Annotated in this window: 23 protein-coding genes; 19 read left to right on the top strand and 4 right to left on the bottom strand. The window is 69.2% G+C overall.

The features are described from left to right. Window positions 1-10 precede the first annotated feature (10 nt). The 5 genes from RAB70_RS00645 (at window position 11) to salA (ending at window position 6721) form a co-directional block, all read left to right on the top strand. Window positions 11-1474: a benzaldehyde dehydrogenase gene (locus RAB70_RS00645; protein ID WP_148828001.1), complete on the top strand. Its 1464-nt coding sequence runs from the start codon at window positions 11-13 to the stop codon at window positions 1472-1474. An 18-nt stretch (window positions 1475-1492) separates the two neighbouring features. Further along, window positions 1493-2620 (top strand): NAD(P)-dependent alcohol dehydrogenase, encoded by a 1128-nt coding sequence (locus RAB70_RS00640; RefSeq protein WP_017913080.1) that lies wholly within the window; start codon window positions 1493-1495, stop codon window positions 2618-2620. A gap of 859 nt (window positions 2621-3479) precedes the next feature. Further along, window positions 3480-4673: an OmpP1/FadL family transporter gene (locus RAB70_RS00635; protein ID WP_017913079.1), complete on the top strand. Its 1194-nt coding sequence runs from the start codon at window positions 3480-3482 to the stop codon at window positions 4671-4673. Between the two features lie 19 nt (window positions 4674-4692). Further along, on the top strand, window positions 4693-5412 hold the full coding sequence (locus RAB70_RS00630) for an alpha/beta fold hydrolase (protein WP_017913078.1): 720 nt from the start codon (window positions 4693-4695) through the stop codon (window positions 5410-5412). A gap of 22 nt (window positions 5413-5434) precedes the next feature. Next, a complete protein-coding gene (gene salA, locus RAB70_RS00625) occupies window positions 5435-6721 on the top strand; it encodes a salicylate 1-monooxygenase (protein WP_043093397.1) in 1287 nt (428 codons plus the stop codon). Window positions 6722-7085: 364 nt separating this feature from the next. Here salA and RAB70_RS00620 read toward each other — a convergent pair whose 3' ends face one another. Further along, a complete protein-coding gene (locus RAB70_RS00620) occupies window positions 7086-7568 on the bottom strand; it encodes a YajQ family cyclic di-GMP-binding protein (RefSeq protein WP_017913076.1) in 483 nt (160 codons plus the stop codon). A 300-nt stretch (window positions 7569-7868) separates the two neighbouring features. On the opposite strand from RAB70_RS00620, the gene RAB70_RS00615 reads away from it, so the two are divergent. From RAB70_RS00615 to RAB70_RS00595, 5 genes are all read left to right on the top strand, one after another. Continuing rightward, the gene (locus RAB70_RS00615) at window positions 7869-8762 is read left to right on the top strand and encodes a DMT family transporter (protein ID WP_148828000.1); all 894 of its coding nucleotides are present in this window, start codon (window positions 7869-7871) and stop codon (window positions 8760-8762) included. A 97-nt stretch (window positions 8763-8859) separates the two neighbouring features. Continuing rightward, entirely contained in the window at window positions 8860-9867 is a 1008-nt protein-coding gene (locus RAB70_RS00610) for a methionine ABC transporter ATP-binding protein (protein ID WP_017916297.1), read from the top strand. Beyond that, entirely contained in the window at window positions 9864-10559 is a 696-nt protein-coding gene (locus RAB70_RS00605; protein ID WP_148827999.1) for a methionine ABC transporter permease, read from the top strand. Before RAB70_RS00610 ends, RAB70_RS00605 begins: the two co-directional genes overlap by 4 nt. Window positions 10560-10739: 180 nt before the next feature. Beyond that, window positions 10740-11543: a MetQ/NlpA family ABC transporter substrate-binding protein gene (locus RAB70_RS00600; RefSeq protein ID WP_017907484.1), complete on the top strand. Its 804-nt coding sequence runs from the start codon at window positions 10740-10742 to the stop codon at window positions 11541-11543. A gap of 13 nt (window positions 11544-11556) precedes the next feature. Beyond that, the gene (locus RAB70_RS00595; RefSeq protein WP_148827998.1) at window positions 11557-12120 is read left to right on the top strand and encodes a DUF1453 domain-containing protein; all 564 of its coding nucleotides are present in this window, start codon (window positions 11557-11559) and stop codon (window positions 12118-12120) included. 123 nt (window positions 12121-12243) lie between these two features. On the opposite strand, the gene RAB70_RS00590 is transcribed toward RAB70_RS00595, so the two are convergent. Beyond that, window positions 12244-12873, bottom strand: a complete 630-nt coding sequence (locus tag RAB70_RS00590; RefSeq protein WP_017907486.1) for an OmpW family protein — start codon at window positions 12871-12873, stop codon at window positions 12244-12246. Between the two features lie 182 nt (window positions 12874-13055). Here RAB70_RS00590 and RAB70_RS00585 point away from each other — a divergent pair, with 182 nt between their 5' ends. Next, window positions 13056-13595, top strand: coding sequence for a DNA-deoxyinosine glycosylase (locus tag RAB70_RS00585; RefSeq protein ID WP_148827997.1), 540 nt, complete (start codon window positions 13056-13058; stop codon window positions 13593-13595). A gap of 158 nt (window positions 13596-13753) precedes the next feature. Here the strand turns inward: RAB70_RS00585 and RAB70_RS00580 are convergent, their stop codons facing one another. Continuing rightward, on the bottom strand, window positions 13754-14497 hold the full coding sequence (locus RAB70_RS00580; protein WP_148827996.1) for a hypothetical protein: 744 nt from the start codon (window positions 14495-14497) through the stop codon (window positions 13754-13756). Window positions 14498-14708: 211 nt separating this feature from the next. On the opposite strand from RAB70_RS00580, the gene aceF reads away from it, so the two are divergent. The 3 genes from aceF (at window position 14709) to RAB70_RS00565 (ending at window position 18747) form a co-directional block, all read left to right on the top strand. Next, window positions 14709-16457, top strand: a complete 1749-nt coding sequence (aceF, locus tag RAB70_RS00575; protein WP_148827995.1) for a dihydrolipoyllysine-residue acetyltransferase — start codon at window positions 14709-14711, stop codon at window positions 16455-16457. A 132-nt stretch (window positions 16458-16589) separates the two neighbouring features. Continuing rightward, complete coding sequence (gene lpdA, locus RAB70_RS00570; RefSeq protein WP_148827994.1) at window positions 16590-18398, top strand: dihydrolipoyl dehydrogenase; 1809 nt, start codon at window positions 16590-16592, stop codon at window positions 18396-18398. Window positions 18399-18459: 61 nt separating this feature from the next. Beyond that, window positions 18460-18747: a hypothetical protein gene (locus RAB70_RS00565; RefSeq protein ID WP_148827993.1), complete on the top strand. Its 288-nt coding sequence runs from the start codon at window positions 18460-18462 to the stop codon at window positions 18745-18747. A gap of 135 nt (window positions 18748-18882) precedes the next feature. Here RAB70_RS00565 and RAB70_RS00560 read toward each other — a convergent pair whose 3' ends face one another. Next, window positions 18883-19695 (bottom strand): hypothetical protein, encoded by an 813-nt coding sequence (locus tag RAB70_RS00560; RefSeq protein ID WP_017911696.1) that lies wholly within the window; start codon window positions 19693-19695, stop codon window positions 18883-18885. A gap of 445 nt (window positions 19696-20140) precedes the next feature. Between RAB70_RS00560 and RAB70_RS00555 the strand changes: the two genes are divergently transcribed. The 5 genes from RAB70_RS00555 (at window position 20141) to RAB70_RS00535 (ending at window position 22818) form a co-directional block, all read left to right on the top strand. Beyond that, window positions 20141-20506, top strand: coding sequence for an ATP synthase subunit I (locus tag RAB70_RS00555; RefSeq protein WP_026143249.1), 366 nt, complete (start codon window positions 20141-20143; stop codon window positions 20504-20506). A gap of 26 nt (window positions 20507-20532) precedes the next feature. Continuing rightward, window positions 20533-21327: a F0F1 ATP synthase subunit A gene (gene atpB / locus RAB70_RS00550; protein ID WP_017910289.1), complete on the top strand. Its 795-nt coding sequence runs from the start codon at window positions 20533-20535 to the stop codon at window positions 21325-21327. A 77-nt stretch (window positions 21328-21404) separates the two neighbouring features. Beyond that, window positions 21405-21704, top strand: a complete 300-nt coding sequence (gene atpE, locus RAB70_RS00545; RefSeq protein ID WP_010340497.1) for a F0F1 ATP synthase subunit C — start codon at window positions 21405-21407, stop codon at window positions 21702-21704. A 114-nt stretch (window positions 21705-21818) separates the two neighbouring features. Next, on the top strand, window positions 21819-22289 hold the full coding sequence (locus tag RAB70_RS00540) for a F0F1 ATP synthase subunit B (RefSeq protein ID WP_148827992.1): 471 nt from the start codon (window positions 21819-21821) through the stop codon (window positions 22287-22289). 1 nt (window position 22290) lies between these two features. Then, entirely contained in the window at window positions 22291-22818 is a 528-nt protein-coding gene (locus RAB70_RS00535; protein ID WP_017910292.1) for a F0F1 ATP synthase subunit delta, read from the top strand. Window positions 22819-22954: the final 136 nt, after the last annotated feature.

Here is a 22954-nt window from a genome sequence, read left to right as displayed (position 1 = left end):
GAACACCCGCATGAACGATACGCTTTTGCTGCAGCACGATTTTTGGCACGGAGCGCTTTTCACCGGTCAGTGGCAGGCCGCCACCGAGAGCGCGGAGGCGATCGCGCCGGCCAGCGGAGAGCAGCTCGGCCGCGTCGGCCTGGCTGGCCCGGCGCAGGTCGCGGTCTCGGCCGCCGCCGCTGCGCAGGCGCAACGCGGCTGGGCCGCGGCGCCGTATGCGCAACGCGCGCAGGTACTGCGCCAGGCCGCGCAACTGGCCGAGCGGTTTCAGCAGGAGATCGCCGATTGGCTGGTGCGCGAGAGCGGTTCCACCCAAGGCAAGGCCGGCTTCGAAGCGGCCCTGTGCGCCACCGCCCTGCACGAAGCGGCGGCGCTGCCGTCGCGCAGCGCCGGCGAGGTGCTGCCCTCCGCGGCGGGGCGCCTGAGTCTGGCGCGGCGCCGTCCGCTGGGCGTGGTCGGCGTCATCGCGCCGTTCAATTTCCCGCTGTACCTGGCCATGCGCGCGGTGGCGCCGGCGCTGGCGCTGGGCAACGCGGTGGTGCTCAAGCCCGATCCGCGCACCGCGATCTGCGGCGGCGCGGTCATCGCGCGGCTGTTCGAACTGGCCGGCCTGCCGGCCGGCGTGCTGCACGTGCTGCCCGGCGATGGCGGCGCCGGCGCCGCACTGACCGCCGATCCGCACGTGGCGATGATCCAGTTCACCGGTTCCACCGCGGCCGGGCGCAAGGTCGGCGAGGCGGCCAGCCGTCATCTGAAGAAGGTGTCGCTGGAACTGGGCGGCAAGAACTCGCTGATCGTGCTCGACGATGCCGACCTGGATCTGGCGATCGCCAACACCGCCTGGGGCGCGTATCTGCACCAGGGCCAGATCTGCATGTCCGCCGGCCGCGTGCTGGTGCAGCGCGCACTCTACCCGCAGTTCGTCGAGCGGCTGGCGGCCAAGGCCAGGAGCCTGAGCGTCGGCGACCCGGCCAGCGGCGAGGTCGCGCTCGGCCCGTTGATCGATGCGACCCAGCGCGATCACGCCGCGCGCCTGGTCGCGGCCGCGCGCGAGGCCGGTGCCACCGTCGCCGCCGGCGGCGGCTACCGCGACCTGTTCTTCGAGCCCACCGTGCTCAGCGACGTCACCCCCGACAACCCGGCCTTCCGCGAGGAGATCTTCGCTCCGGTGGCGGTGGTGGTGCCGTTCGACACCGATGCCGAGGCCGTCGCCCTGGCCAACGACACCGAGTACGGGCTGTCGATGGCGGTGCTGTCGGCCGACGTCGGCCGCGCAATGGCGCTGGGCGAGCAGTTGCGCACCGGCCTGCTGCACATCAACGACCAGACCGTCAACGACGAGGTGGTCAATCCGTTCGGCGGCGTCGGCGCCTCCGGCAACGGCAGCAGCATCGGCGGCCCGGCGAACCTGGAAGAGTTCACCCAGTGGCAGTGGTTGACCGTCAAGGGCGCAGCGCCCGCCTATCCGCTTTGAACCCCAGGAGACAGTGCGATGAACGCAGCAACCGATAAACGCGAGATCACCGTGGCGGTCGCGCACGCGCCGCAACAGCCCTTCACCATCGAGCAGGCGCGCATCCGCGCGCCGCAGGACGACGAGGTGCTGGTGCGGGTGGTGGCCACCGGCCTGTGCCACACCGACCTGATCGTGCGCGATCAGTACTACCCGGTGCCGCTGCCGGCGGTGCTCGGCCATGAGGGCGCCGGCGTGGTCGAAGCGCTGGGTCCCAACGTCAAGAGCCTGCAGGTCGGCGACCACGTGGTGCTCACCTATGGCGCCTGCGGCCACTGCAATCCCTGCGATGGCGGGCATGCCGCGTATTGCCAGGAGTTCTTCCCGCGCAACTTCGGCGGTGCCGACGCGCATGGCCATACCGCCATCGAGGATCTGCACGGGCAGCCGCTGCACGACCACTTCTTCGCCCAGTCCTCGTTCGCCACCTATGCGCTGGCGCGCGAGAACAATGCGATCAGGGTGTCGCGCGAGGCGCCGCTGGAACTGCTCGGCCCGCTGGGCTGCGGTATCCAGACCGGAGCCGGCGCGGTGATCAATGCGCTGAAGGTGCGTCCTGGCAGCAGCTTCGTGGCGATCGGCGCCGGTGCGGTCGGACTCAGCGCGGTGATGGCCGCGCACGTGGCCGGCGCCGCCTGCATCATCGCCGTGGACGTGGTGCCGTCGCGGCTGGCGCTGGCCAAGGAACTGGGCGCCACGCACGTGATCGACAACCGCGAAGGCGATCTGGTGGAAGCGGTGCGCGCGATCACCGGCGGCGGCGCCGACTTCGCGCTCGAATCCACCGGGCGTCCGCAGTTGCTGGAGGCGGGCATCGAAGCGTTGGCCAGCCTGGGCACGATCGGCGTGGTCGGCGCACCCAAGCTCGGCACCATGGCCGGTTTCGACGTCAACAACCTGCTGCTGGGCGGACGCAGCATCCGCGGCATCGTCGAGGGCGACAGCGTGCCGCAGGTGTTCATTCCGCAACTGGTGACGCTGTACCAGCAGGGCCGCTTCCCGTTCGACAAGCTGGTGAAGTTCTATCCGTTGAGCGACATCAACCAGGCCGCCGCCGACAGCAGCAGCGGCATCACCCTCAAGCCGATCCTGCGCATGGCCAGCTGAGCCTTGCGCTGGCGACGGCGCTGCCGTCGCGCGTGTCCCCGCAGCAGGCGTCGCGCCTGCCTCGGCACCGACGTCGCCACACGCTGCCGTGGGCGATGCCGGTGCCGTTTTTTTTGATCGCGCCCTCGCCGTGCGCGTTCGCCGGCATCCTGCCTGCCTCGGCCGAGACGCGGGAGGCCGGCGCGCGTGCCAGGCTGCGCCGCAGTCCAGCGCCCGAGCGGTGTCTGCGTTGCCCTCCTTGCGTTGCCGGACCGCACCGCCGCCCGATGAAGCCCGTGCCGTGTAGCGCCGCGCGCCGCTGCGCTGCGCGTGCCTGGCTGTCTGTGCGCTGCGGCGCGCGGGGTGTCCAGTGGCATGCAGACACTGGCATGCGCAAGCTTGCCGAGGCGGCGCAGAGCGCGTGCGCGTGCGCGTCCAGGCGTTGGCGTTTGCGCAAGCGATGCGGGCGTGCGCCTGCGACGACGCTGCCGCTGCGTCGGCATGCACGCCATCGAACGCGCATGTTGCATCGCGGAAGATCCAGTGCTAGCGCGCATCGCGCGATGAACATACCAGCAGGGTATGAAACGAGACTGACATGGTCTTGGACGCCTGGTGTGATGCGGGGCAGTGTCGGACGCATGGATGCATCGCCGAGGTCAGTCGTCTCCTGCTTTGATCGTCGCGAGCGTCCGTACCGGTCGCGCGCACGGTCTTGCGTTCGCGTCGTACCGCGTCGCCGTGTCGGCCGACGCGTGCACAAAGGATGAGTGCCGTTTCCAACATCCCGCGCTGCCGGTCGTCACGACGGCAATGCGGACCCCGCGTGCCGCCGGTCGGCGGCCGCACCCACGCATCGGCTCGGAGGGAGGGCTCGATCATGCAGCAGTTCGCACATCCAATGCGCCGCAGGGCGCAACGACAGGGCACGCCACGCTGGACCACGCTGCTGTGGACCGTGGCGGCGGTTTCGGGTGGTGCCGCCGCCAACAACGGCGTCGCCTTGCCCGGCTACGGCGCGCAGACCCAGGGCCTGGCCGGCACCTCGATCGCGTTGCCGCTGGACGCGGCGGCGTCCGCCAACAACCCGGCCGGCATGGGCGCGGTCGGCGACCGCATGGACGCCGACCTCACCTTGATCGCGGCGCCGGTGCGCGCGCAGGTCGGCCCCAACCGCTACGGCGACGATGCGCTGGTTCCGGTGCCCACCGCCGGCTACAACCATCAACTCAACGACGACCTGAGCCTGGGGGTGTCGGTATTCGGCCACGGCGTCGCGCTGGACTACGGCGCTCCGGTGTATGGCAGCCACAACACCCTGTCCAAGCTGCAGCAGGTGGTGTTCGCGCCGACCCTGGCCTGGCGCGTGGGCGAGCACCAGTACCTGGGCATCTCGCCGCGGCTGGCCTACCAGCGCTTGCACGTCGCCGGCCTGGAGGGGGTCGGCTTCCAGTCGGCCGGGGCCGATGCGGCCTACGGGTACGGTGTCGCCGTGGGCTGGTACGGCCAGCTCGCGCCGCGCCTGAGCGCCGGCGTCACCTGGTCCAGCCGCATCCGCTTCGGCCAGATGCAGCGCTACCGTGCGCTGCTGCCGGAAGGCCGTCTGAACATGCCGCAGCAGGCCGGTGTCGGTCTGGCCTGGCAGGCCAGCGATGCGCTGACCGTGGCGGCCGACTGGCTGTGGATCGACTGGGCCGGCGAGCGCTCCTACGGCAATCGCGTCGATGAGGGCGGCGCGTTCGGCGATCCGAACGGTCCGGGCTTCGGCTGGCGTAGCCAGCGCGTGTTCCGCCTGGGGGCCGACTACCGCCTCAACGATGCCTGGTCGCTGCGGGCCGGCTATTCCCGCGGCAGCCGCCTGATCCCCGACAGCCAGGCGCAGTTGGCCGTGCTGGCGCCGCTGGCGCAGTACAGCCACTACGCGCTGGGCGCGACCTGGCGGCTGTCGCCGCAGCTGTCGCTGACCGGCAGCGTCACCCATGCGCCGGGCGGTTCGGTCGCCAGCGGCGGCGTGCAGGCCGGGACCCGCGACCTCACCTATCTCACTTTCGGCCTCGGCTGGACCTTCCGCTGAGCCACACGGAGACGACCCCATGCAAACCTATCTGTTGCTGCACGGTTCCTGGCACGACGGCCACGCCTGGGACGGCGTCGCCGCCCATCTGCGCGCGCACGGCGTGCAGGTGCACGCACCGACCATCGCCGGGCATGGCCCCGGCGCCGACAAACGCGTCTCGCATGCCGACTGCGTGGCTTCGGTGGTGGACTACGTGCGCCGCCACGACCTGCGCGATCTGGTCGTGCTCGGCCACAGCTGGGGCGGCAGCATCGTCCAGCGCCTGGCCGAGGAGGAGCCGGAGCGCTGCAAGCGGCTGATCTTCCACAACGCCTTCGTGCTGCGCGACGGCGAGGCGCTGTTCGACCTGTTGCCGCCGCACTACCAGGCGCTGTGGAAGAACGCGGTCGATGCCGACGGCGGCATCATGCTGCCGTTTCCGATCTGGCGCGACGGCTTCATCGGCGACGCCGACCTGGCGCAGGCGCAGCAGGCGTACGCGCAGTTGAGTCCGACCCCAGCGCGCAGCCATTTCGACGCGGTACCGCTCAAGCGTTTCCACGAGCTGCAGATCCCGCGCAGCTGGCTCTATGCCACCGACGATGTGGCATTGCCGCCGGGCGAGTACGGCTGGCATCCGCGGCTGAGCGCGCGCCTGGGCGGCTACCGTCTGGTCAGCCTGCCGGGCAGCCACGAAGTGTGTTTCAGCGCGCCTGCGCTGCTGGCCGAGAAAATCCTGCTGGCTGGCCGCGACTGACATTCCCCACCGGAGACTCCAGATGAATCCTGCATCCCCCCTGCGCATCGGCATCGTCGGCGGCGGCATCGCCGGCGTCGGTCTGGCCCTGGGCCTGTGCCGGCACCGCCATCTCGACGTGCAACTGTTCGAATCGGCGCCGGCCTTCGGCGAAATCGGCGCCGGCGTCTCGTTCGGCCCCAATGCGGTACGCGCGCTGGCCGGCCTGGGCATGGGCGAGCCCTATGCCGAACTCGCTGACCGCACCCCCGCCCCATGGCAGGACGTCTGGTTCGAATGGCGCCGCGGCGAGGACGCGCGGCTGCTGGGCCAGACCCTGGCGCCCGGCGTCGGCCAGTCGTCGGTGCACCGCGCCGACTTCCTCGATGCGTTGGCCACCCGCCTGCCGTTCGGGCTGGCCAGGTTCGGCAAACGCGCAGTCGCCGTGGAGCAGGACGCCGACGTGGCGCGCGTGCGCTTCGCCGACGGCAGCCAGTACGAAGGCGACGTGCTGATCGCCGCCGACGGCATCAAGTCCGCCATGCGCGGCGAAGTGCTGCGTGCGCTCGGCCATGCACCGGCCGAACCGCGTTTCACCGGCACCTGCGCCTATCGCGGCCTGATCGACGCCGCGCGGCTACGTGCCGCTTTCGCCGCCCGCGGCGTGGACGCGCACCTGGTCGACGTGCCGCAGATGTTGCTGGGCCTGGACGCGCACATCCTGACCTTCCCGGTGAAGCAGGGAAGGCTGATCAACGTGGTCGCCTTCGTCTCCGACCGCAGCGAGCCGGCGCCGCAATGGCGCGCTGGCCAGGCCTGGGTACGCGAGGCCAGCCGCCGCGAGATGCTGGAGGCGTTCGCGCACTGGGGCGAGGCGGCGCGTACGCTGCTGGAGTGCATCGACACGCCCACGCACTGGGCGCTGCACGATCTGGCCGAGCTGCCCGGCTATGTGCATGGGCGGCTGGCGCTGATCGGCGATGCCGCGCACGCGATGCTGCCGCACCAGGGCGCCGGCGCCGGGCAGGGCCTGGAGGATGCCTATCTGCTGGCGCAACTGCTGGCCACGCCTGGCCTGACGCGCGGCGATCTGCCGGCCCTGCTGCAGGTCTACGAGCGCCTGCGCCTGCCGCGCGCCTGCCGCGTGCAGCGCACCTCGCGCGAGGCCGGCGAGCTGTACGAACTGCGCGATCCGCAGGCCGGCGCCGACGATACGCGGCTGGCGCAGACGCTGGCGCAGCGCTTCGACTGGATCTGGACGCACGACCTGGAAGCCGAAGTGGCGCAGGGGCGGAGAATGCTGGCCGCGGGCGTCACCGCGGGTGCCTAGCAAGAAATTGCGGCGCTAGGCGTCCGCGTCCCGGCGCGGAGGCGGGAGTGCCGTTGCGTGGTGTCGTCTCGTTCCGATGCGGAGTGCGTCGCTTTCGCATGGCTGCAATGGCCGGGATGCGCTCGCGTGGTCATGCCGGCATGCCTGCTTGCGCAGGCCGGACGGCATGCGCAGGTCGCGACATGGGCGTATCGCCTGTCTGCCGTGCCGCCCTGCAAGGCGAGGCGATGCGCAGCCGTGTGCACTCACGCATCGTGGCGACGATATCGCGCGGTCGACTGCAGAACGACCATCGCCACGCGGTGGTCGTCCTGCACCCTCGCACCGGCATGGCGATGACGCGCGAGGCGTTTGCGCGGCGGCTTCAGTCGCGGAAATTGTCGAACTGCAGCGGCAGCTCGAAATCGCTCTTCTTCAGCAGCGCGATCGCATCCTGCAGGTCGTCGCGCTTCTTGCCGCTGACCCGCAGCTTGTCGCCGTTGATCTGCGCTTCCACCTTGAGCTTGGCTTCCTTGAGCGTGGCCACGATCTTCTTGCCCAGCTTCTGTTCGATGCCCTGCTTGACGGTGATCTTCTGCCGCGCGCCGGCGAGGTTGGTCTCCACGTCGCCGAACTCCAGGCAACGGACGTCGATGCCGCGGGCCAGCAGGCGCGCGCGCAGGATGTCGGTCATCTGCTTGACCTGGAAATCGCTGGGCGCCGATTGCGTGATGACCTGGTCGTCGAGCGCGAACTTGGCGTCGACGCCCTTGAAGTCGAAGCGCGTCGACAGCTCGCGGTTGGCCTGGTCGACGGCATTGGTCAGTTCGTGCTTGTCGACTTCGGACACGATATCGAAGGAAGGCATGGGCAAGTCCTCGGCAAAGATGCCTATCGTAAGACGTGCGGGCGAGGAGTGGGGCGCGGCAGGTGGGAAGTGGCAGCGCAGGTGTCGCAGGGGCTGGCACGTGCAGGGTGGGATGGATGTCGGTTCCGGCGCGTTGCGCAATGTCGTGCGTTGGTGGGCGCCGCGCGTCGCGACTGAAGTCGCTCCCACAAGAAGCGGCATCGGCCGGTGCGCCGGCTGGAGCCATGTGCGAGGGACTTCAGTCCCGACGCGATGAGCCCCGGCACCACGCCCACCGCCGATCGCGGCGATAATGCGCCGATGCCCAACTCCCGTTCCAATGCCGCCGCCGCGTGGATGATCGCCGCGGTCGCGTTCTTCTCGCTGATGGATGCGTCGATGAAGCAGCTCAGCACGCATTATCCGGCGCTGCAGGTCGCGGCATTGCGCGGTGGGGCTTCGCTGCCGTTCGTGCTGGTGTGGGTGCTGGCCAGTGCCGGGCCGCGCGCGATCTGGCCGGTGCGCTGGGGCTTGCACCTGCTGCGCGGCGTGCTCGGCATCGCCATGATCGGCTGCTTCGCCTGGGCCTTGCGCAGCCTGCCGCTGTCCACCGCCTACACCATCTACTTCGTCGCGCCGCTGCTGGTGGCGGCGCTGTCGGTGCCGCTGCTCGGCGAATACGTGGGCCCGCGGCGCTGGGCGGCGATCGGCGTCGGCCTGATCGGCGTGCTGGTGGTGCTGCGCCCGGGCATGGACGGGTTCGTCTCGCTGCCGGGGCTGATGGTGCTGCTGGCGGCCATCGCCTACGCGGTCGCCTCGGTGCTGGTCAGCCTGCTGGCGCGCACCGACACCTCGCAGTCGCTGGTGGTGTGGTTCCTGCTGATCATGGCGCTGGGCGCCGGTGCGCTGGCGTTGCCGGAGTGGACCCCGCTGCGCCCGGTCGACACCGGCTGGATCGCCGGCATGGGCCTGGCCGGGGCGCTGGGCCAGGTGGCGCTGACCCAGGCGTTCCGCCGCGGCGACGCCTCGCTGGTCGCGCCGCTGGAGTACAGCGGCCTGTTGTGGGTGATTCCCTGGGACTGGCTGCTGTGGCGCAAGCTGCCCGATGTCTGGACCTGGGCGGGCGGGGCGATCATCGTCGCCAGCGGCCTGTACCTGCTGCACCGCGAGCGGATCCGCGCGGTGGCGCATCCGCCGCCGCAGGCACGCCCCTAGGGCCCGCGATGCGCGCATACGTTAGAATCGAATGGAATAACGCACGCCATCCTGGCCTGCTAGGCTTTGCGCCCCCCGTCGCTGCCGGTCCCGCGCGTTGATCCAGTTCGAGCGCCTGCACAAGTCCTATTCCGTCGCCGGCCAGCCGGTCGTGGCGCTGCATCCGCTCGACCTGCGCATCGAGGCCGGCGAGGTGTTCGGCATCATCGGCCATTCCGGCGCCGGCAAGTCGACCCTGATCCGGCTGATCAACCGGCTCGAGGAACCCAGCGGCGGTCGCCTGATCATCGACGGCGAGGACGTCACCGCGCTGGACCGCGCCGGGCTGCGCACGCTGCGCCAGCGCGTGGGCATGATCTTCCAGCACTTCAACTTGCTGTCCTCGCGCACGGTCGCCGGCAATGTCGCGTTCCCGCTGGAACTGGCCGGCACGCCGCGTGTGGAGATCCACGCGCGGGTGGCCGAGCTGCTGGAGCGGGTCGGGCTGACCGCGCATGCCGACAAGTACCCGGCGCAGCTGTCGGGCGGACAGAAGCAGCGCGTCGGCATCGCCCGCGCCCTGGCCACGCGCCCGCGGATCCTGCTGTGCGACGAGGCCACCAGCGCGCTGGACCCGCAGACCACCGCCTCGGTGCTGGCGCTGCTGGCGCAGATCAACCGCGAGCTGGGTCTGACCATCGTGCTGATCACCCACGAGATGGAAGTGATCCGCCGGGTCTGCGATCGCGTGGCGGTGCTCGATGCCGGGCACCTGGTCGAGAGTGGGCCGGTCACCGAGGTGTTCCTGCACCCGCAGCATCCGACCACCAAGCGCTTCGTGTCCGAGGCCGAGCACGTCGACGAGGCCGAGCTGTACCGCGATTTCACCGCCGTGGACGGGCGCATCCTGCGGCTGACCTTCCTAGGCACCGACACCTACGCGCCGCTGCTCGGGCGCATCGCCCGCGCCACCGCGGTGGACTACAACATCCTGTCCGGGCGCATCGACCGGATCAAGGACACCCCGTACGGCCAACTGACCGTGGCCCTGGTCGGTGGCGACATGGATGCGGCGCAGGCCGCCTTCGTCGCCGCCGGCGTGCATGTGCAGGAGCTGCGCCGATGAGTCCGATCGCCACCGCTGCCGCAGGCTTCTTCCGCAATCTCGATGCCGGCAAGTGGAGCGAGATCGGACGCGCCACCGTCGACACCCTGCTGATGCTCGGCGGCTCGCTGCCGCTGACCCTGCTGATCGGCCTGCCGCTGGGCGTGCTGCTGTTCCTCACCGGCCCGCGCCAGACCCACCAGAAGCCGCTGCTGTACGGCAGCCTGGCGCTGGTCATCAACGTGCTGCGCTCGGTGCCCTTCATCATTTTGATGATCGCGATGATCCCGCTGACGCTGTGGGCGATGGGCACCTCGCTGGGCGTGCGCGGCGCGATCCTGCCGCTGGTGGTGGGCGCGGCGCCGTTCTACGCGCGGCTGGTGGAGACCGCACTGCGCGAAGTGGACCGCGGCGTGGTCGAGGCCAGCCTGGCGATGGGCGCGACCACCTGGCAACTGGTGACCCGGGTGCTGCTGCCGGAAGCGCGGCCGGGCCTGATCGCCGGCGCCACGGTGACCACCATCGCCCTGATCGGCTTCACCGCGATGGGCGGCGCGATCGGGTCGGGCGGCCTCGGCGACCTGGCCTACCGCGACGGGTACCAGCGCTCGCATGCCGACGTGGCCCTGGTGACGGTGGTGATCCTGTTGCTGCTGGTGCAGGCGTTGCAGATGCTCGGCGACCGTCTGGTCGCGCACTACAGCCGGCGCTGATGTTCTGCGTGCCGCGGTAGGAACGGCTTCAGCGCGCCCCTGACCGGTGGAGCGGTCGCGGCTGAAGCCGCTCCTGCGCGCATGGATCGCCCCGCCTGCACGGCCGTCTGCTAGCGTGCACGCATCGCGGCCGCGGGTCGCGCTCCTCCACTCCCCCCCCCGTTTCCCCGGATACCTGCCATGACCCGATTCCCGTTCCGCCTCCTGCTCGCCAGCGCCGTGCTCGTGCTCGGCGGCTGCGGCAAGCCCGATGCCGGCGCCGCCGGCGACCATCTCAGCGTCGCCGCCACTGCGGTGCCGCACGCCGAGATCCTGGAGGTGGTCAAGCCGATGCTGGAGCAGCAGGGCCTGACCCTGGACGTGCGCGTGTTCAACGACTACGTGCAGCCCAACGACCAGGTGGTGCAGAAGCAGATCGACGTGAACTACTTCCAGACCGAGCCCTACCTGCAGGCCTACAACCGCGACCGCAAGAGCGACCTGGTGACCGTGGTCGGCGTGCACATCGAGCCGTTCGGCGCCTACTCGCGCCGCTACAAGTCGCTGGACGCGCTGCCGCAGGGCGCCGACGTGGTGATCCCCAACGATCCCAGCAACAACAGCCGCGCGCTGATCCTGCTGGACAAGGCCGGGGTCATCAAGCTCAAGGATCCGAGCAACGCGCTGTCCACCCAGCGCGACATCGTCGCCAATCCCAAGCAGCTGAAGTTCCGCGAGCTGGATTCGGCGATGCTGCCGCGCGTGCTGGACCAGGTCGACCTGGCGCTGATCAACACCAACTACGCGCTCGACGCCGGCCTCAACCCGACCCGCGACGCGCTGGCGATCGAAAGCAAGGATTCGCCGTACGTGAACTTCCTGGTCGCGCGTCGCGACAACAAGGACGATCCGCGCGTGCAGAAGCTGGCCAAGGCGCTGACCAGCCCGGAAGTGAAGGCCTTCATTCAGCGCAAGTACCAGGGCGCGGTGCTGCCGGCGTTCTGATCGGGCCACGCGCATGCCGCTGCTGCTGGCCATTCCGCTGGCGATCGTGATCGCGCTGGCGGTGACCGCCGTGCTCTTGCCGCTGTCGCTGCTGCAGCGGTTTCGCGTGGGCACGGCGCGGCGTCAGGCGCGCGGTTGGCTGGTCGCGGTGCAACTGTGGTCGGCGCTGCTGTCCAGCGTGGTGTTGCTGGTCTTCGCCCTGATCGCCGCGCACTGGTGGCCCGGTGCGGCCACGCATGCGCTGGCCGGCTGGGGCATCGGCGCGCTGCTGGGCGCGCTCGGCATCGTCGCCACCCGCTTCGAGCCCTTGCCGCACGGGCTGCACTACACGCCGAACCTGTGGTTGGTCTTGGGTCTGACCGCGCTGGTGGCGGTACGCATCGGTGCCGGACTGTGGCAAGGCTGGCGCAGTCTGGCCGATGGTGCGGCGTGGCCGACCGAGGGCTGGATGAGTCATGCCAGTCTGCTGGCCGCCGCGGCCTTGCTGCTCGGCTATGCCTGCGCCTACGCCTGGCTGCTGCGGCGGCGCCTGCGCCGGTTCGACCGCTACCGCGGTTTCGATCGCTCGCCGCGCTGAAGGCGGCTGCGCCCGCGTGCACGCGCAATGCGGTTTTCGCTGGTCGCGCGCTCGATCCAGCGCACGCGTAAAAACAAACGGGCCCTTGCGGGCCCGTTTGCGCAAACGCTGGAGACGGAACGCTTAGAAGCGCGCGCCGACGCCGAAGCTGAACAGCCACGGATCCAGCTTCAGGTCTTCGCCGGTGCCTTCGCCGGCCACCTTCAGCTCCGGACGCGAGTGCATGTAGCGCGCATCGGCACGGGCGAACCAGGTGGAGTTGATGTTCATGTCCACGCCGACGGTGCCGATGGCGCCCTTGGCGGTGTCCAGGCTGATGTGCTGGTCCGGGTTCAGGCCAGCCAGCTTCTCGTTGCTGAAGTTGGACTCGTAGTAACCGACGCCGACGAACGGACGGAACACGTTGTCCGCCTGGCCGAAGTGGTACTGGCCGCTCAGCGCGATCGGCTGCTGCTCGACGGTACCGACCTTGCCAATGCCGTCGGCCTTGACGCGGTGGTTGAACTTGTCGGCAGCGCCCCACAGTTCGACCGCCCAGTTGTCGTCGATCAGCCAGCTGGCGCTGATGGTCGGCGCCGGACCGCCATCGACGTCGAGGCCGGCCGCCGGCTTGGAATGTGGGTCGAGCAGGGTCGCGCTGCCGACGACGGAGAAGTGCTTGCCGGAAGCGGTATCGGCATCCTGTGCGAATGCGGCGGGCGCAAACGCAAGGGCGGACACGACAGCCAGGCTCAGGATCTGAATGGACCGCATGGGGTATCTCCTCATCTTTTTCTTGTGGGGCCACGGGAGTGGGCGCGCACACCGTATCGATGAGAAGATGAATCGTCGCCGACCCTCGCCGGACGAATGCAGGCGACGTTCAGGCACTTGCGCCCGATGCTTGAAATAACGAGGTTTTAAGGCTTTTGGCTGTTCATCCAGGTGCGCGCGACGTGACGACGCAGCCGCTGTTGCAGGGCCTGCCCGCGCGGATTCGCGACGATTGCCGCGTGCTTGTGCTCGGCTCCATGCCGGGTGCGGCGTCGTTGCAGCAGGCGCGTTACTACGCGCATCCGCGCAACCGGTTCTGGCCGCTGATGGCGACGCTGTGCGGCTTCGATGCGGCACTGGACGCCGAAGCGCGGATGCAGGCGCTGCACGCGGCCGGCGTGGGCCTGTGGGATGTGATCGGCCAGTGCCGACGCCGCGGCAGCCTGGACGCGGCGATCGTGCGCGGCAGCGAAATTCCCAATGCCTTGCCCGAGCGCATCGCGCAGTTGCCGCAGCTGCGCGCCATCGCCTGCAATGGCGCGGCGGCGGCGCAGGCGTTCGCGCGCTTCGTGCAGCCGCACCTGCCGCTGCGCGATCCGCATCTGGTGCTGCTGGCGCTGCCGTCCAGCAGCCCCGCCAATGCCGCGTTCGCCTGGCCGCGGCTGCTGCAGGCGTGGTCGCCGCTGCAGCAATGGCTGCGGGTGCCGATGGCTGGCGATTGACGGGTGCCTCCAATCACGCACGAGGCACACGCGCAGGGGCGGCTTCAGCCGCGACGCGGCTATCCCGACAACGCTGGCGCGGCCGAAGCCACTCTTGCGAGACAGCGCGATGTGGCAAAAACAGGTGATTGGCGGCGCGCTGGCATTGCATCCATGGATTAGCGCCGCGCGCGCAGGCGCAACCACAGCGTCTGCAGCGCCAGCACCGCGGCCAGCAGCAAGGCCACCCACGCCGCGCTCTGCGCACCGGCCAGCGTGCTGGCGGCCTGTTTGACGTAGACCGCGGCCAGCGCCCACAGCGCCGCCGCCGCGTAGGCGAGGTTGCCGCGCATGGCGCGGTTCATGCCCAGCAGCAGCACCGCCGCCAGCGCGAACAGCACCAGGCTCCACGGCAGCATCCGCTCGGTCGAGAGCCAGCGGTAGGCCACGATCACCTGCGCGGTGTTCAGGAATGCCGCCAGCGACAGCCAGCCGGCGTGCAGCGACAGCGGCAGCCAGGCCCACAGGGTCTGGCCGGATTCGGGGGCGGGGTCGCGCGACAGCCGCAGCGCGGCCAGCAGCATCGCCGCCAGCGCGGTCCAGATCACCGCCAGCGCCAACAGGAAGTGCTGCTGCGAGAACACCGGCATCCACGCCGCCGTCAGCGCGAAGCCCAGCGCCGCCGGCGCCCGCACCTGCGCCAGCGCGCTGACGCGACGGCGCCGCGCGCTGGATTGCCACAGGCCGAAGGCCAGGTCGAGCAGGAAGATCACACCCCAGATCGCGAAGGCGTAGCCGGCGGCGACGATCAGGGTCGGGTAGCGGTCGGAGATGGCGCCGTTGCTCGGGCCGAACGCGCCACGTTGCGAGAACCAGGCGACCAACGGCATCGCCAACGCCATCAACAGCACCAGGATCCGCATGCCTGCCCTCCGGAAATCTGCGGCGAGCCTAGCCGTGGCGCCGTGAAGGCGGTGCACCGGCGATGGCTGCGCAACATGCGCCGGCGTACTGTCCGCCGGCCGCGGCGGTCCACGCAGGCGATCGGGCTTTTTTGCCCGTCAAAGGTTGGCGCTGCGGCTGCGGGCCGCCACAATAGGGGTTTCCCCCTCATTAGTTGCCGGAGTTCCCCGCATGGCCGAAATCAAGGAAGCACTTGTCCCCGATATCGGTGACTACAGCGACGTCCCGGTAATCGAAGTGCTGGTGGCCGTCGGCGACACGGTGAAGAAGGACCAGAGCCTGGTCACCCTGGAATCGGACAAGGCGACGATGGAAGTGCCGTCGCCGTTCGCCGGCGTGGTCAAGGAGATCAAGGTCAAGGTCGGCGACAGCCTGTCCGAGGGCAAGGTGGTGGCGCTGATCGAAGTGGCCGAGGGCGGCGCCAGTGCCGCACCCGCCGCGCCTGCGGCCGCCAAGGCCACGCCCGCGCCGGCCCAGCAGGCCGCCGCCCCGGCCGCCGCACCTGCGCAGAACGCGATCAAGCCGGCCGCGGCCGCGGCGACCGGCGTGGTCGAGGCGCGGGTGCCGGACATCGGCGACTACAGCGACGTGCCGGTGATCGAGGTGCTGGTCGCGGTCGGCGACACGGTCAAGAAGGACCAGGGCCTGGTCACCCTGGAGTCGGACAAGGCGACGATGGAAGTGCCCTCGTCGGTGGCCGGCGTGGTCAAGGAACTCAAGGTCAAGGTCGGCGACAGTCTGTCCGAGGGCAAGCTGGTGGCGCTGATCGAAGTGGCCGGCAGCGATGCCGACGCGCCGGCCGCGTCCGCGGTCCAGCCCAGCGCCGAGACCGGCGGCGGCGTGGAGCCGGTGCCGGCCTCGTCCGCGCCGGACAAGCTGGCCCAGCGCGAGATCGCCCAGGTCCAGGCCACGGCGCCGGCCAAGGCCGCCGCACCGTCCGCTACCCAGAGCAGCCCGCCGGTGGCGTTCGACGCCGACAGCGTGCTGCCGCAGAAGGTGCCCTATGCGAGCCCGGCGGTGCGCGTGTTCGCCCGCGAGCTCGGCGTGGACCTGTTCCAGGTCAGCGGCTCGGAGCAGGGTGGCCGCATCACCAAGGACGACGTGCAGCGCTACGTCAAGGCGGCGCTGTCCGGCGCCGCGCCGGCCGCCGCCGGTGCCGCGCCCGCCGCGGGCGGCAATGGCCTGAACCTGCTGCCGTGGCCGAAGGTGGACTTCGCCAAGTTCGGCGAGGTCGAGGTCAAGCCGCTGTCGCGGATCAAGAAGATTTCCGGCGCCAACCTGGCGCGCAACTGGGCGATGATCCCGCACGTCACCCAGTTCGAGCAGGCCGACATCACCGACCTGGAAGCCCTGCGTGTGGCGTTGAACAAGGAGAACGAGAAGGCCGGCATCAAGCTGACCATGCTCGCCTTCCTGCTCAAGGCCAGCGCCGCGGCGCTGAAGCAGTTCCCCGAGTTCAACGCCTCGCTCGATGCCAGCGGCGAGAACCTGACCCTGAAGAAGTACTTCCACATCGGCTTCGCCGCCGACACCCCGAACGGGCTGGTGGTGCCGGTGATCCGCGACGTGGACAAGAAGGGCGTGGTCGAGCTGGCGCGCGAGAGCGGCGAGCTGGCCAAGAAGGCGCGCGACGGCAAGCTGGGCCCGGCCGACATGAGCGGCGGCTGCTTCTCGATCAGCTCGCTCGGCGGCATCGGCGGTACCGCCTTCACCCCGATCGTCAATGCGCCGGAAGTGGCGATCCTGGGCGTGTCCAAGTCGTCGATCCAGCCGGTCTGGAACGGCAAGGAATTCGCGCCCAAGCTGATGCTGCCGCTGTCGCTGAGCTACGACCACCGGGTCATCGACGGCGCCGCCGCCGCGCGCTTCACCACCTACCTGAGCCAGGTGCTGGCGGACATGCGCCGCGTGCTGCTGTAAGCCCTGTCGTCACGGCGCCGCGTCCGTCGCGGCGCCGGTTTTCCCCCACCTGCGCGCGCCGCCTGTTTGCGCGGTCGCGCCGACGAACTGCAAACGCCCCTCGCCGCGGCGAAGGGCCACAGGAGAAGCTGCATGGCGGTCATTGAGGTCAAGGTCCCGGATATCGGCGACTACAGCGACGTTCCGGTCATCGAGGTGCTGGTCGCCGTCGGCGACACGGTGAAGAAGGATCAGGGCCTGGTGACGCTGGAGTCGGACAAGGCCACGCTGGAAGTGCCGTCCGCGGCCGCCGGCGTGATCAAGGAGCTGAAGGTCAAGCTCGGCGACACCCTGTCCGAAGGCGCGGTGATCGCGCTGCTGGAGACCGCCGACGGCGCCGCTGCGGCGCCCGCCGCGGCCCCGGCCGAGGTGCCGGCCGAGGTGCCGGCCAGCAAGCCGCCGGTGGCGCCGTCGCACCGCGCGCCGGCCGAGCCGCCGGCACCGAAGCCGGCACTGTCCAGCGGCAAGCCCGCCGACATCGAATGCAAGATGGTGGTGCTCGGCGCCGGTCCCGGCGGCTACACCGCCGCGTTCCGTGCTGCCGACCTGGGCCTGGACACGGTGCTGATCGAGCGCTACGCCAGCCTCGGCGGCGTCTGCCTCAATGTCGGCTGCATCCCCTCCAAGGCGCTGCTGCACGCGGCCGCGGTGATCGACGAGGTCGCCCATGCCGGCGACTTCGGCGTGGACTTCGGCAAGCCCAAGATCACCCTGGACAAGCTGCGCGAGTACAAGGAAAAGGTGGTCGGCAAGCTCACCGGCGGCCTGGCCAGCATGGCCAAGCAACGCAAGGTGCGCACCGTCACCGGCGTGGCGTCGTTCGTGTCGCCGAACGAGCTGGAGATCGTCGGCGCCGACGGCAAGACCCAGTTGCTGCGCTTCGAGCACTGCATCGTCGCCGCCGGCTCGCAGGCGGTGAAGCTGCCGAATTTCCCGTGGGACGACAAGCGGGTGATGGACTCCACCGACGCGCTGGAACTGCAGGAGATCCCCAAGACCCTGCTGGTGGTCGGCGGCGGCATCATCGGCCTGGAAATGGCCACCGTGTACAGCGCGCTGGGCAGCAAGGTCACCGTGGTCGAGTTCATGGACCAACTGATGCCGGGCGCCGACAAGGACCTGGTCAAGCCGCTGGCCGACCGCTTGAAGAAGCAGGGCGTGGAGGTCCATCTCAAGACCAAGGCGGCCGAGGTCAAGGCCGACAAGAAGGGCATCACCGTGACCTTCGAAGCCGCCACCGCGGGCGAGACGCCGGCGCTGGCCGCCACCACCTACGACCGCGTGCTGGTCGCGGTGGGTCGCGCGCCCAACGGCAAGAAGATCGGCGCCGACAAGGCCGGCATCAACGTCACCGAGCGCGGTTTCATCCCGGTCGACCGGCAGATGCGCACCAACGTGCCGCATATCTTCGCCATCGGCGACATCGTCGGTAACCCGATGCTGGCGCACAAGGCCACCCACGAGGGTAAGCTGGCCGCGGAAGTGGCCGCCGGCGAGAAGAAGGAGTGGGTGGCGCGGGTGATCCCGTCGGTGGCCTACACCAACCCGGAAATCGCCTGGGTCGGCGTCACCGAGACCGAGGCCAAGGCCAAGGGGCTGAAGGTCGGCGTGGCCAAGTTCCCGTGGGCGGCCAGCGGTCGCGCCATCGGCATCGGCCGCACCGAGGGCTTCACCAAGCTGATCTTCGACGAGGAGACGCACCGCATCATCGGCGGCGCGATCGTCGGCGTGCACGCCGGCGACCTGCTGGCCGAGATCGGCCTGGCGATCGAGATGGGCGCGGAGGCCGAGGACATCGGCCACACCATCCACGCGCATCCGACCCTGAGCGAATCGGTCGGCATGAGCGCCGAGGTCTACGACGGCACCATCACCGACCTGTACATCCCGAAGAAGAAGTGACGCCGCCTGGCGCGACCGTGCCGCTGCGTGCGGTGCGGTCGCGGCCGTGGTGAATCCACGCATGGAGGTCGCCGTGGGGCAGGGCACCCTATGTCCCGAACTGCAGGCGCTGCTGCAGCGCGAACTGGCCAGCGGCAACCGCATCGCCGAGCCGCCGCGCCGGACCGACTGGCCGCATCCTGGCTCGGTCTTCGTATCGCTGAAGCGCGACCTGCGCAGCGACGTGGCGGCGCTGCCGGCGACGGTGCAGCATGCGATCTGCACCGATCCGCACTACGGCTGGCACGACGAGTGCTATTGCTCGACGCACCAGCATCTGCTGGTGGCGGGAGCGACCAGGCCGCCGTGAGCCTGTGTCGGCTGCCGCAGTCGCTGCCACCGCGTCTGCGATCTGCCGCGCACCCCGTTGAACGACAAAACCCCGCATCGCTGCGGGGTTCTGCATGGAACTGCTCGCGGGTCCCGGGTTCCGGGTCCCGAAAGATCAGAACGCGAAGGTCACGCCCGCGACCGGACCCTTGAACTCCTGCTTCAGGCCGATCGCGGCGTTGCCGCCCTTGCGGTCCACGTCGAGCTTGAACCAGTCGTAGCCGGCAAAGATGCCGAAGTTGCGGGTGAAGCGATACTCGGCGATGGCGTTGGCGCGGCTCAGGTCGCCGTCGTATTTCTTGAAATCGCCCCACTTGGTGTTGACGTACTGCCCCTGCACATTGAACAGCCAGTGTTCGTTCGGGTGCGCGGTGAAGCGCAGGCCGACCACCGGCGCGGCGCCGTCGTCGCTTTCGTCGACGAAGGTGCCGGTGTACAGCGGGCCCAGGTCGGCATAGGCCTTGCCGTTGACCTTGGCCCACTCGGCACCGAGTTGCAGGCCCATGCTGAACTGCGGCGTATCGATCACCGAGTAGTCGTACACCAGGCTGGCGACCTGATATTTCAGTTGGCCCTTGACGAAGCTGCCCGACGGCACGGTGACGCCGCCATAGCTGACGTCCTGGCCCAGCTCCTCGCGGCGGTCCTTGTCGTACTTGAAGTAGTCGAAGATCAGGCGCTGGCGGGTGCTGATGCGGAACACGCCGTCCACGCGCGGCTCCCACTCCTTGCCGCCCAGCTTGAAGTCCTGCGACCCGGAGATGGCATTGCCGTTGATGACGGTGTTGCCGCGCAGGGTGTTGTTGTTGTCGACGTTCATCGCGCCCAGGCGCAGGGTGAAGCGGTCGTCGCCGTCTTCGGCGTGGGCGGGCAGGGCGTAAGCGGCGGCGAGCGCGCACGGCAGCGCCAGGGCAAGCAAGTGTTTCATGGGGGACAAGCTCCGTCGTCTTGGGATTTTTTTGATGAGGCGTCGATGGCTGGCCATCGCGTGCCGTCACTATCCTTAAATTTGCGTCCACCATTCGTGAAAGTATGGTGGCCCGGGCCGCCACGCCCGTCCCAGAACGCGCAACGAAAAGAGCCCCGGGAGGACCGGGGCTCGGTGGGTCTGCGCTGTGGGCCGACGAGGATGGGCGCAGTCCCTGTCCGATCAGACAGCGCAGTGGACAGAAAGTTCCTCCGCAAAGGCATGCTGCAATGCCGCATTCGGCGCCGGCGGCGGGCGGTGGCCGTGTTATCGTCTACGGGCGGATGGGCATTCGGACGCGGTCAGGACCCCTGGCGGTTGTCTCGCAAATTGTCCCATTGCTATAATTCCGCGGCTCGACGGACGCGAAGACGTCCTCAATCCACCACCAATTGCAGGATTTTCTGTGCTGAACTCCGTTGATGCGGGTCGGCGGCTGATGCTGCGCGCAGCGATTTACCCGCTGGTGGCGGTGGCCGTGGTGTCCCTGCTGTTCCTGCTGCTGGGACCGAAATACGCGATGGGCGCCGCCGCAACCGGGCTGGCGACCGTGGCAGGGGGATGGCTGGCCGCACGCACCGCGCTCAATGGCGGCGTGCAGGCGGCGGGTTCGGCGCTGGCGCGGTTGATCGTGGCCATGGTGCTGAAGTGGGTGTTGGTGTTCGCGGTGCTGGCGCTGGGCTTTGCCTGGTGGCGGTTGCCTCCTCTGGCCCTGTTGGCGGGTATCGCCGTCGGGCTGATGTTCCAGGTTCTGGCTCTGGCCAGGCGTTGATCGAATCAAGAAAAGGCTCAGGACTCATGGCGGGCGAGGCAGAAACCCCTACCTCCTACATCCAGCACCATCTGCACAACCTCACCTTCCAGGTGCAGGAAGGCGGGTTCTGGCAATTGCATGTCGACACCCTGGTGATGTCGCTGCTGATGGGCCTGCTGATGGTGTTCGGCTTCTGGCTGGCCACGCGCAAGGCCACCGCGGGCGTGCCCGGCAAGTGGCAGGCGTTCGTGGAAATCATGCTGGAGTTCGTCGACCGCCAGGCCAAGGACACCTACCACGGCACCAGCAAGCTGGTGACCCCGATCGCGATCACCCTGTTCTTCTGGATCCTGTTGATGAATCTCATCAAGATGATCCCGGCGGACTTCCTCGCGATCCCGCTGGGCTGGGTCGGCGTGCACTACTGGAAGCCGGTGCCCACCGCCGACGTCAATGCCACCCTGGGCATGTCGATCAGCGTGTTCTTCCTGATGCTGTTCTTCTCGCTGCGCTCCAAGGGCGTGGGCGGGATGACCAAGGAATTCCTCACCGCGCCGTTCGGCAAGTGGATGCTGCCGTTCAACCTGATCCTCAATATCGTCGAATGGCTGAGCAAGCCGGTGTCGCTGGCGATGCGACTGTTCGGCAACATGTTCGGCGGCGAGATCGTGTTCCTGCTGATCTGGGTGCTGGGCGGTGCCGGCATCCTCGGTGCGCTGGCCGGCGGCGCGTTCGGCTTCGGCTGGATGCTGTTCCACCTGCTGGTGATTCCGCTGCAGGCGTTCATTTTCATGATGCTGTCCATCGTGTACCTGAGCCTGGCGGAAGACAGCCATTGACGTTTCTGTTTCACGCGTTCTAAGCAACCCTTCGTTCGATTCACCATCCTCAAGCAACTTTGTTCCTGGAGAAAACCATGTACTTCGCCGTCCTGACCAACCTCGCCCAAGTCCAGAGCTCCACCGTCCTCGCCGTCGGCATCATGATCGGCCTGGCCGCGCTGGGCGCCGGCCTCGGTCTGGCCATCATGGCCGGCAAGTTCCTGGAATCCGCCGCGCGCCAGCCGGAACTGATCCCGGTGCTGCAGGTCCGCATGTTCATCACCGCCGGCCTGATCGACGCCGCGTTCATCATCAGCGTCGCGGTCGGCCTGCTGTTCGCGTTCGCCAACCCGATGATCGGCGAGTTCGTCGCGCGTCTGCCGCAGGGCGGTTGATCCCGTCGTACCGGCGTGCGGTCGCCATCGGCGGCCGCCGCTACGGATGAAGGTTCGGACGCGTCGCCGTGCTGGCGGCGCGTCCACCCCGTCACCATTGGCTGAGCGTACCCCATGAATATCGGTCTCACCCTCTTTGCCCAGGCGCTGGCGTTCGCCGGTCTGATCTGGATCGTCGCGACCAAGATCTGGCCGCCGCTGATGCAGGCCATCGAAGAGCGCCAACAGAAGATCGCCGAAGGCCTGGCCGCCGCCGATCGCAGCCAGAAGGATCTGGCGCAGGCGCAGGAAAAGGTCAACGAAGCGTTGAAGGACGCCCGCATCAAGGCCAACGAGATCATCGATCAGGCCCATGCGCGCGCCAACCAGATCGTCGAGGCGGCCAAGCACGAGGCGACCGTCGAAGCCACCCGGCAGAAGGAACTGGCCCAGGCCGAGATCGACGCCGCGGCCAACCGCGCGCGCGAAGACCTGCGTCGCCAGGTGTCGCTGCTGGCGGTGAGCGGCGCCGAGAAGCTGCTCAAGCGCGAAATCGACGCCAACGCCCACAAGGCGCTGCTCGACGAGCTGGCGGCGGAGATCTGAGATGAGCCAGGCCCTCACACTGGCGCGTCCCTACGCTCGCGCCGCGTTCGCCGCGGCCAGCGACGCCGGCAAGCTCGCGCCCTGGTCGCAGGCGCTGGCGTTCTCCGCCCAGGTCGCCGCCGACCCGCGCGTGGCCGCGCTGCTTCACAACCCGCTGCTGCAGCGGGAGCAGGCGGTGTCGCTGCTGGCGCCGGAAGCGGCCGACGAGCAGTACCAGCGCTTCCTGAGCCTGCTGGCCGAAGGCCAGCGGCTGCCGCTGCTGCCGGAGATCGCCGGGCTGTACGACCAGCTGCGGGCCGAGGCCGAGCGCGTGGTGCAGGCCAACGTGACCTCCGCGACGGCGCTGAGCGATGCCGAGGTGGCCTCGCTGAAGGTGGCGCTGAAGCAGCGCTTCGGCCGCGAGGTCGAGATCACCACGGCGGTGGACGCTTCGCTGATCGGCGGCGCGGTGATCGACGCCGGCGACGTGGTCATCGACGGTTCGTTGAAAGGCAAGCTGTCGCGTCTGCAATCCGCACTGGCCCACTAAGAAACGGGAATGGCGAATAGAGAGGAGAGAACCCGGCCCGGCGGCGACGCCACCCGCGATTCCCGATTCCCCATTCCCGATTCTCAAAGAAGCTAACCACACGTCGCCATCCGCCGCTGCGCGATGGACGATCCGA

It is taken from the genome of Xanthomonas sontii (assembly GCF_040529055.1).
In the GTDB taxonomy this organism is placed as follows: domain Bacteria; phylum Pseudomonadota; class Gammaproteobacteria; order Xanthomonadales; family Xanthomonadaceae; genus Xanthomonas_A; species Xanthomonas_A sontii.
Note: the sequence above shows the minus strand (reverse complement) of the source record. Positions and strands in the feature narration are given on the sequence as shown.

What these genes read in the sequence shown, in the direction of transcription:
- RAB70_RS00645 (WP_148828001.1), top strand. Translation starts at nt 11, where the DNA reads ATGAACGATACGCTTTTGCTGCAGCACGATTTTTGGCACGGAGCGCTT.
- RAB70_RS00640 (WP_017913080.1), top strand. Translation starts at nt 1,493, where the DNA reads ATGAACGCAGCAACCGATAAACGCGAGATCACCGTGGCGGTCGCGCAC.
- RAB70_RS00635 (WP_017913079.1), top strand. Translation starts at nt 3,480, where the DNA reads ATGCAGCAGTTCGCACATCCAATGCGCCGCAGGGCGCAACGACAGGGC.
- RAB70_RS00630 (WP_017913078.1), top strand. Translation starts at nt 4,693, where the DNA reads ATGCAAACCTATCTGTTGCTGCACGGTTCCTGGCACGACGGCCACGCC.
- salA (WP_043093397.1), top strand. Translation starts at nt 5,435, where the DNA reads ATGAATCCTGCATCCCCCCTGCGCATCGGCATCGTCGGCGGCGGCATC.
- RAB70_RS00620 (WP_017913076.1), bottom strand. Translation starts at nt 7,568, where the DNA reads ATGCCTTCCTTCGATATCGTGTCCGAAGTCGACAAGCACGAACTGACC.
- RAB70_RS00615 (WP_148828000.1), top strand. Translation starts at nt 7,869, where the DNA reads ATGCCCAACTCCCGTTCCAATGCCGCCGCCGCGTGGATGATCGCCGCG.
- RAB70_RS00605 (WP_148827999.1), top strand. Translation starts at nt 9,864, where the DNA reads ATGAGTCCGATCGCCACCGCTGCCGCAGGCTTCTTCCGCAATCTCGAT.
- RAB70_RS00600 (WP_017907484.1), top strand. Translation starts at nt 10,740, where the DNA reads ATGACCCGATTCCCGTTCCGCCTCCTGCTCGCCAGCGCCGTGCTCGTG.
- RAB70_RS00595 (WP_148827998.1), top strand. Translation starts at nt 11,557, where the DNA reads ATGCCGCTGCTGCTGGCCATTCCGCTGGCGATCGTGATCGCGCTGGCG.
- RAB70_RS00590 (WP_017907486.1), bottom strand. Translation starts at nt 12,873, where the DNA reads ATGCGGTCCATTCAGATCCTGAGCCTGGCTGTCGTGTCCGCCCTTGCG.
- RAB70_RS00580 (WP_148827996.1), bottom strand. Translation starts at nt 14,497, where the DNA reads ATGCGGATCCTGGTGCTGTTGATGGCGTTGGCGATGCCGTTGGTCGCC.
- aceF (WP_148827995.1), top strand. Translation starts at nt 14,709, where the DNA reads ATGGCCGAAATCAAGGAAGCACTTGTCCCCGATATCGGTGACTACAGC.
- lpdA (WP_148827994.1), top strand. Translation starts at nt 16,590, where the DNA reads ATGGCGGTCATTGAGGTCAAGGTCCCGGATATCGGCGACTACAGCGAC.
- RAB70_RS00565 (WP_148827993.1), top strand. Translation starts at nt 18,460, where the DNA reads ATGGAGGTCGCCGTGGGGCAGGGCACCCTATGTCCCGAACTGCAGGCG.
- RAB70_RS00560 (WP_017911696.1), bottom strand. Translation starts at nt 19,695, where the DNA reads ATGAAACACTTGCTTGCCCTGGCGCTGCCGTGCGCGCTCGCCGCCGCT.
- atpB (WP_017910289.1), top strand. Translation starts at nt 20,533, where the DNA reads ATGGCGGGCGAGGCAGAAACCCCTACCTCCTACATCCAGCACCATCTG.
- atpE (WP_010340497.1), top strand. Translation starts at nt 21,405, where the DNA reads ATGTACTTCGCCGTCCTGACCAACCTCGCCCAAGTCCAGAGCTCCACC.
- RAB70_RS00540 (WP_148827992.1), top strand. Translation starts at nt 21,819, where the DNA reads ATGAATATCGGTCTCACCCTCTTTGCCCAGGCGCTGGCGTTCGCCGGT.
- RAB70_RS00535 (WP_017910292.1), top strand. Translation starts at nt 22,291, where the DNA reads ATGAGCCAGGCCCTCACACTGGCGCGTCCCTACGCTCGCGCCGCGTTC.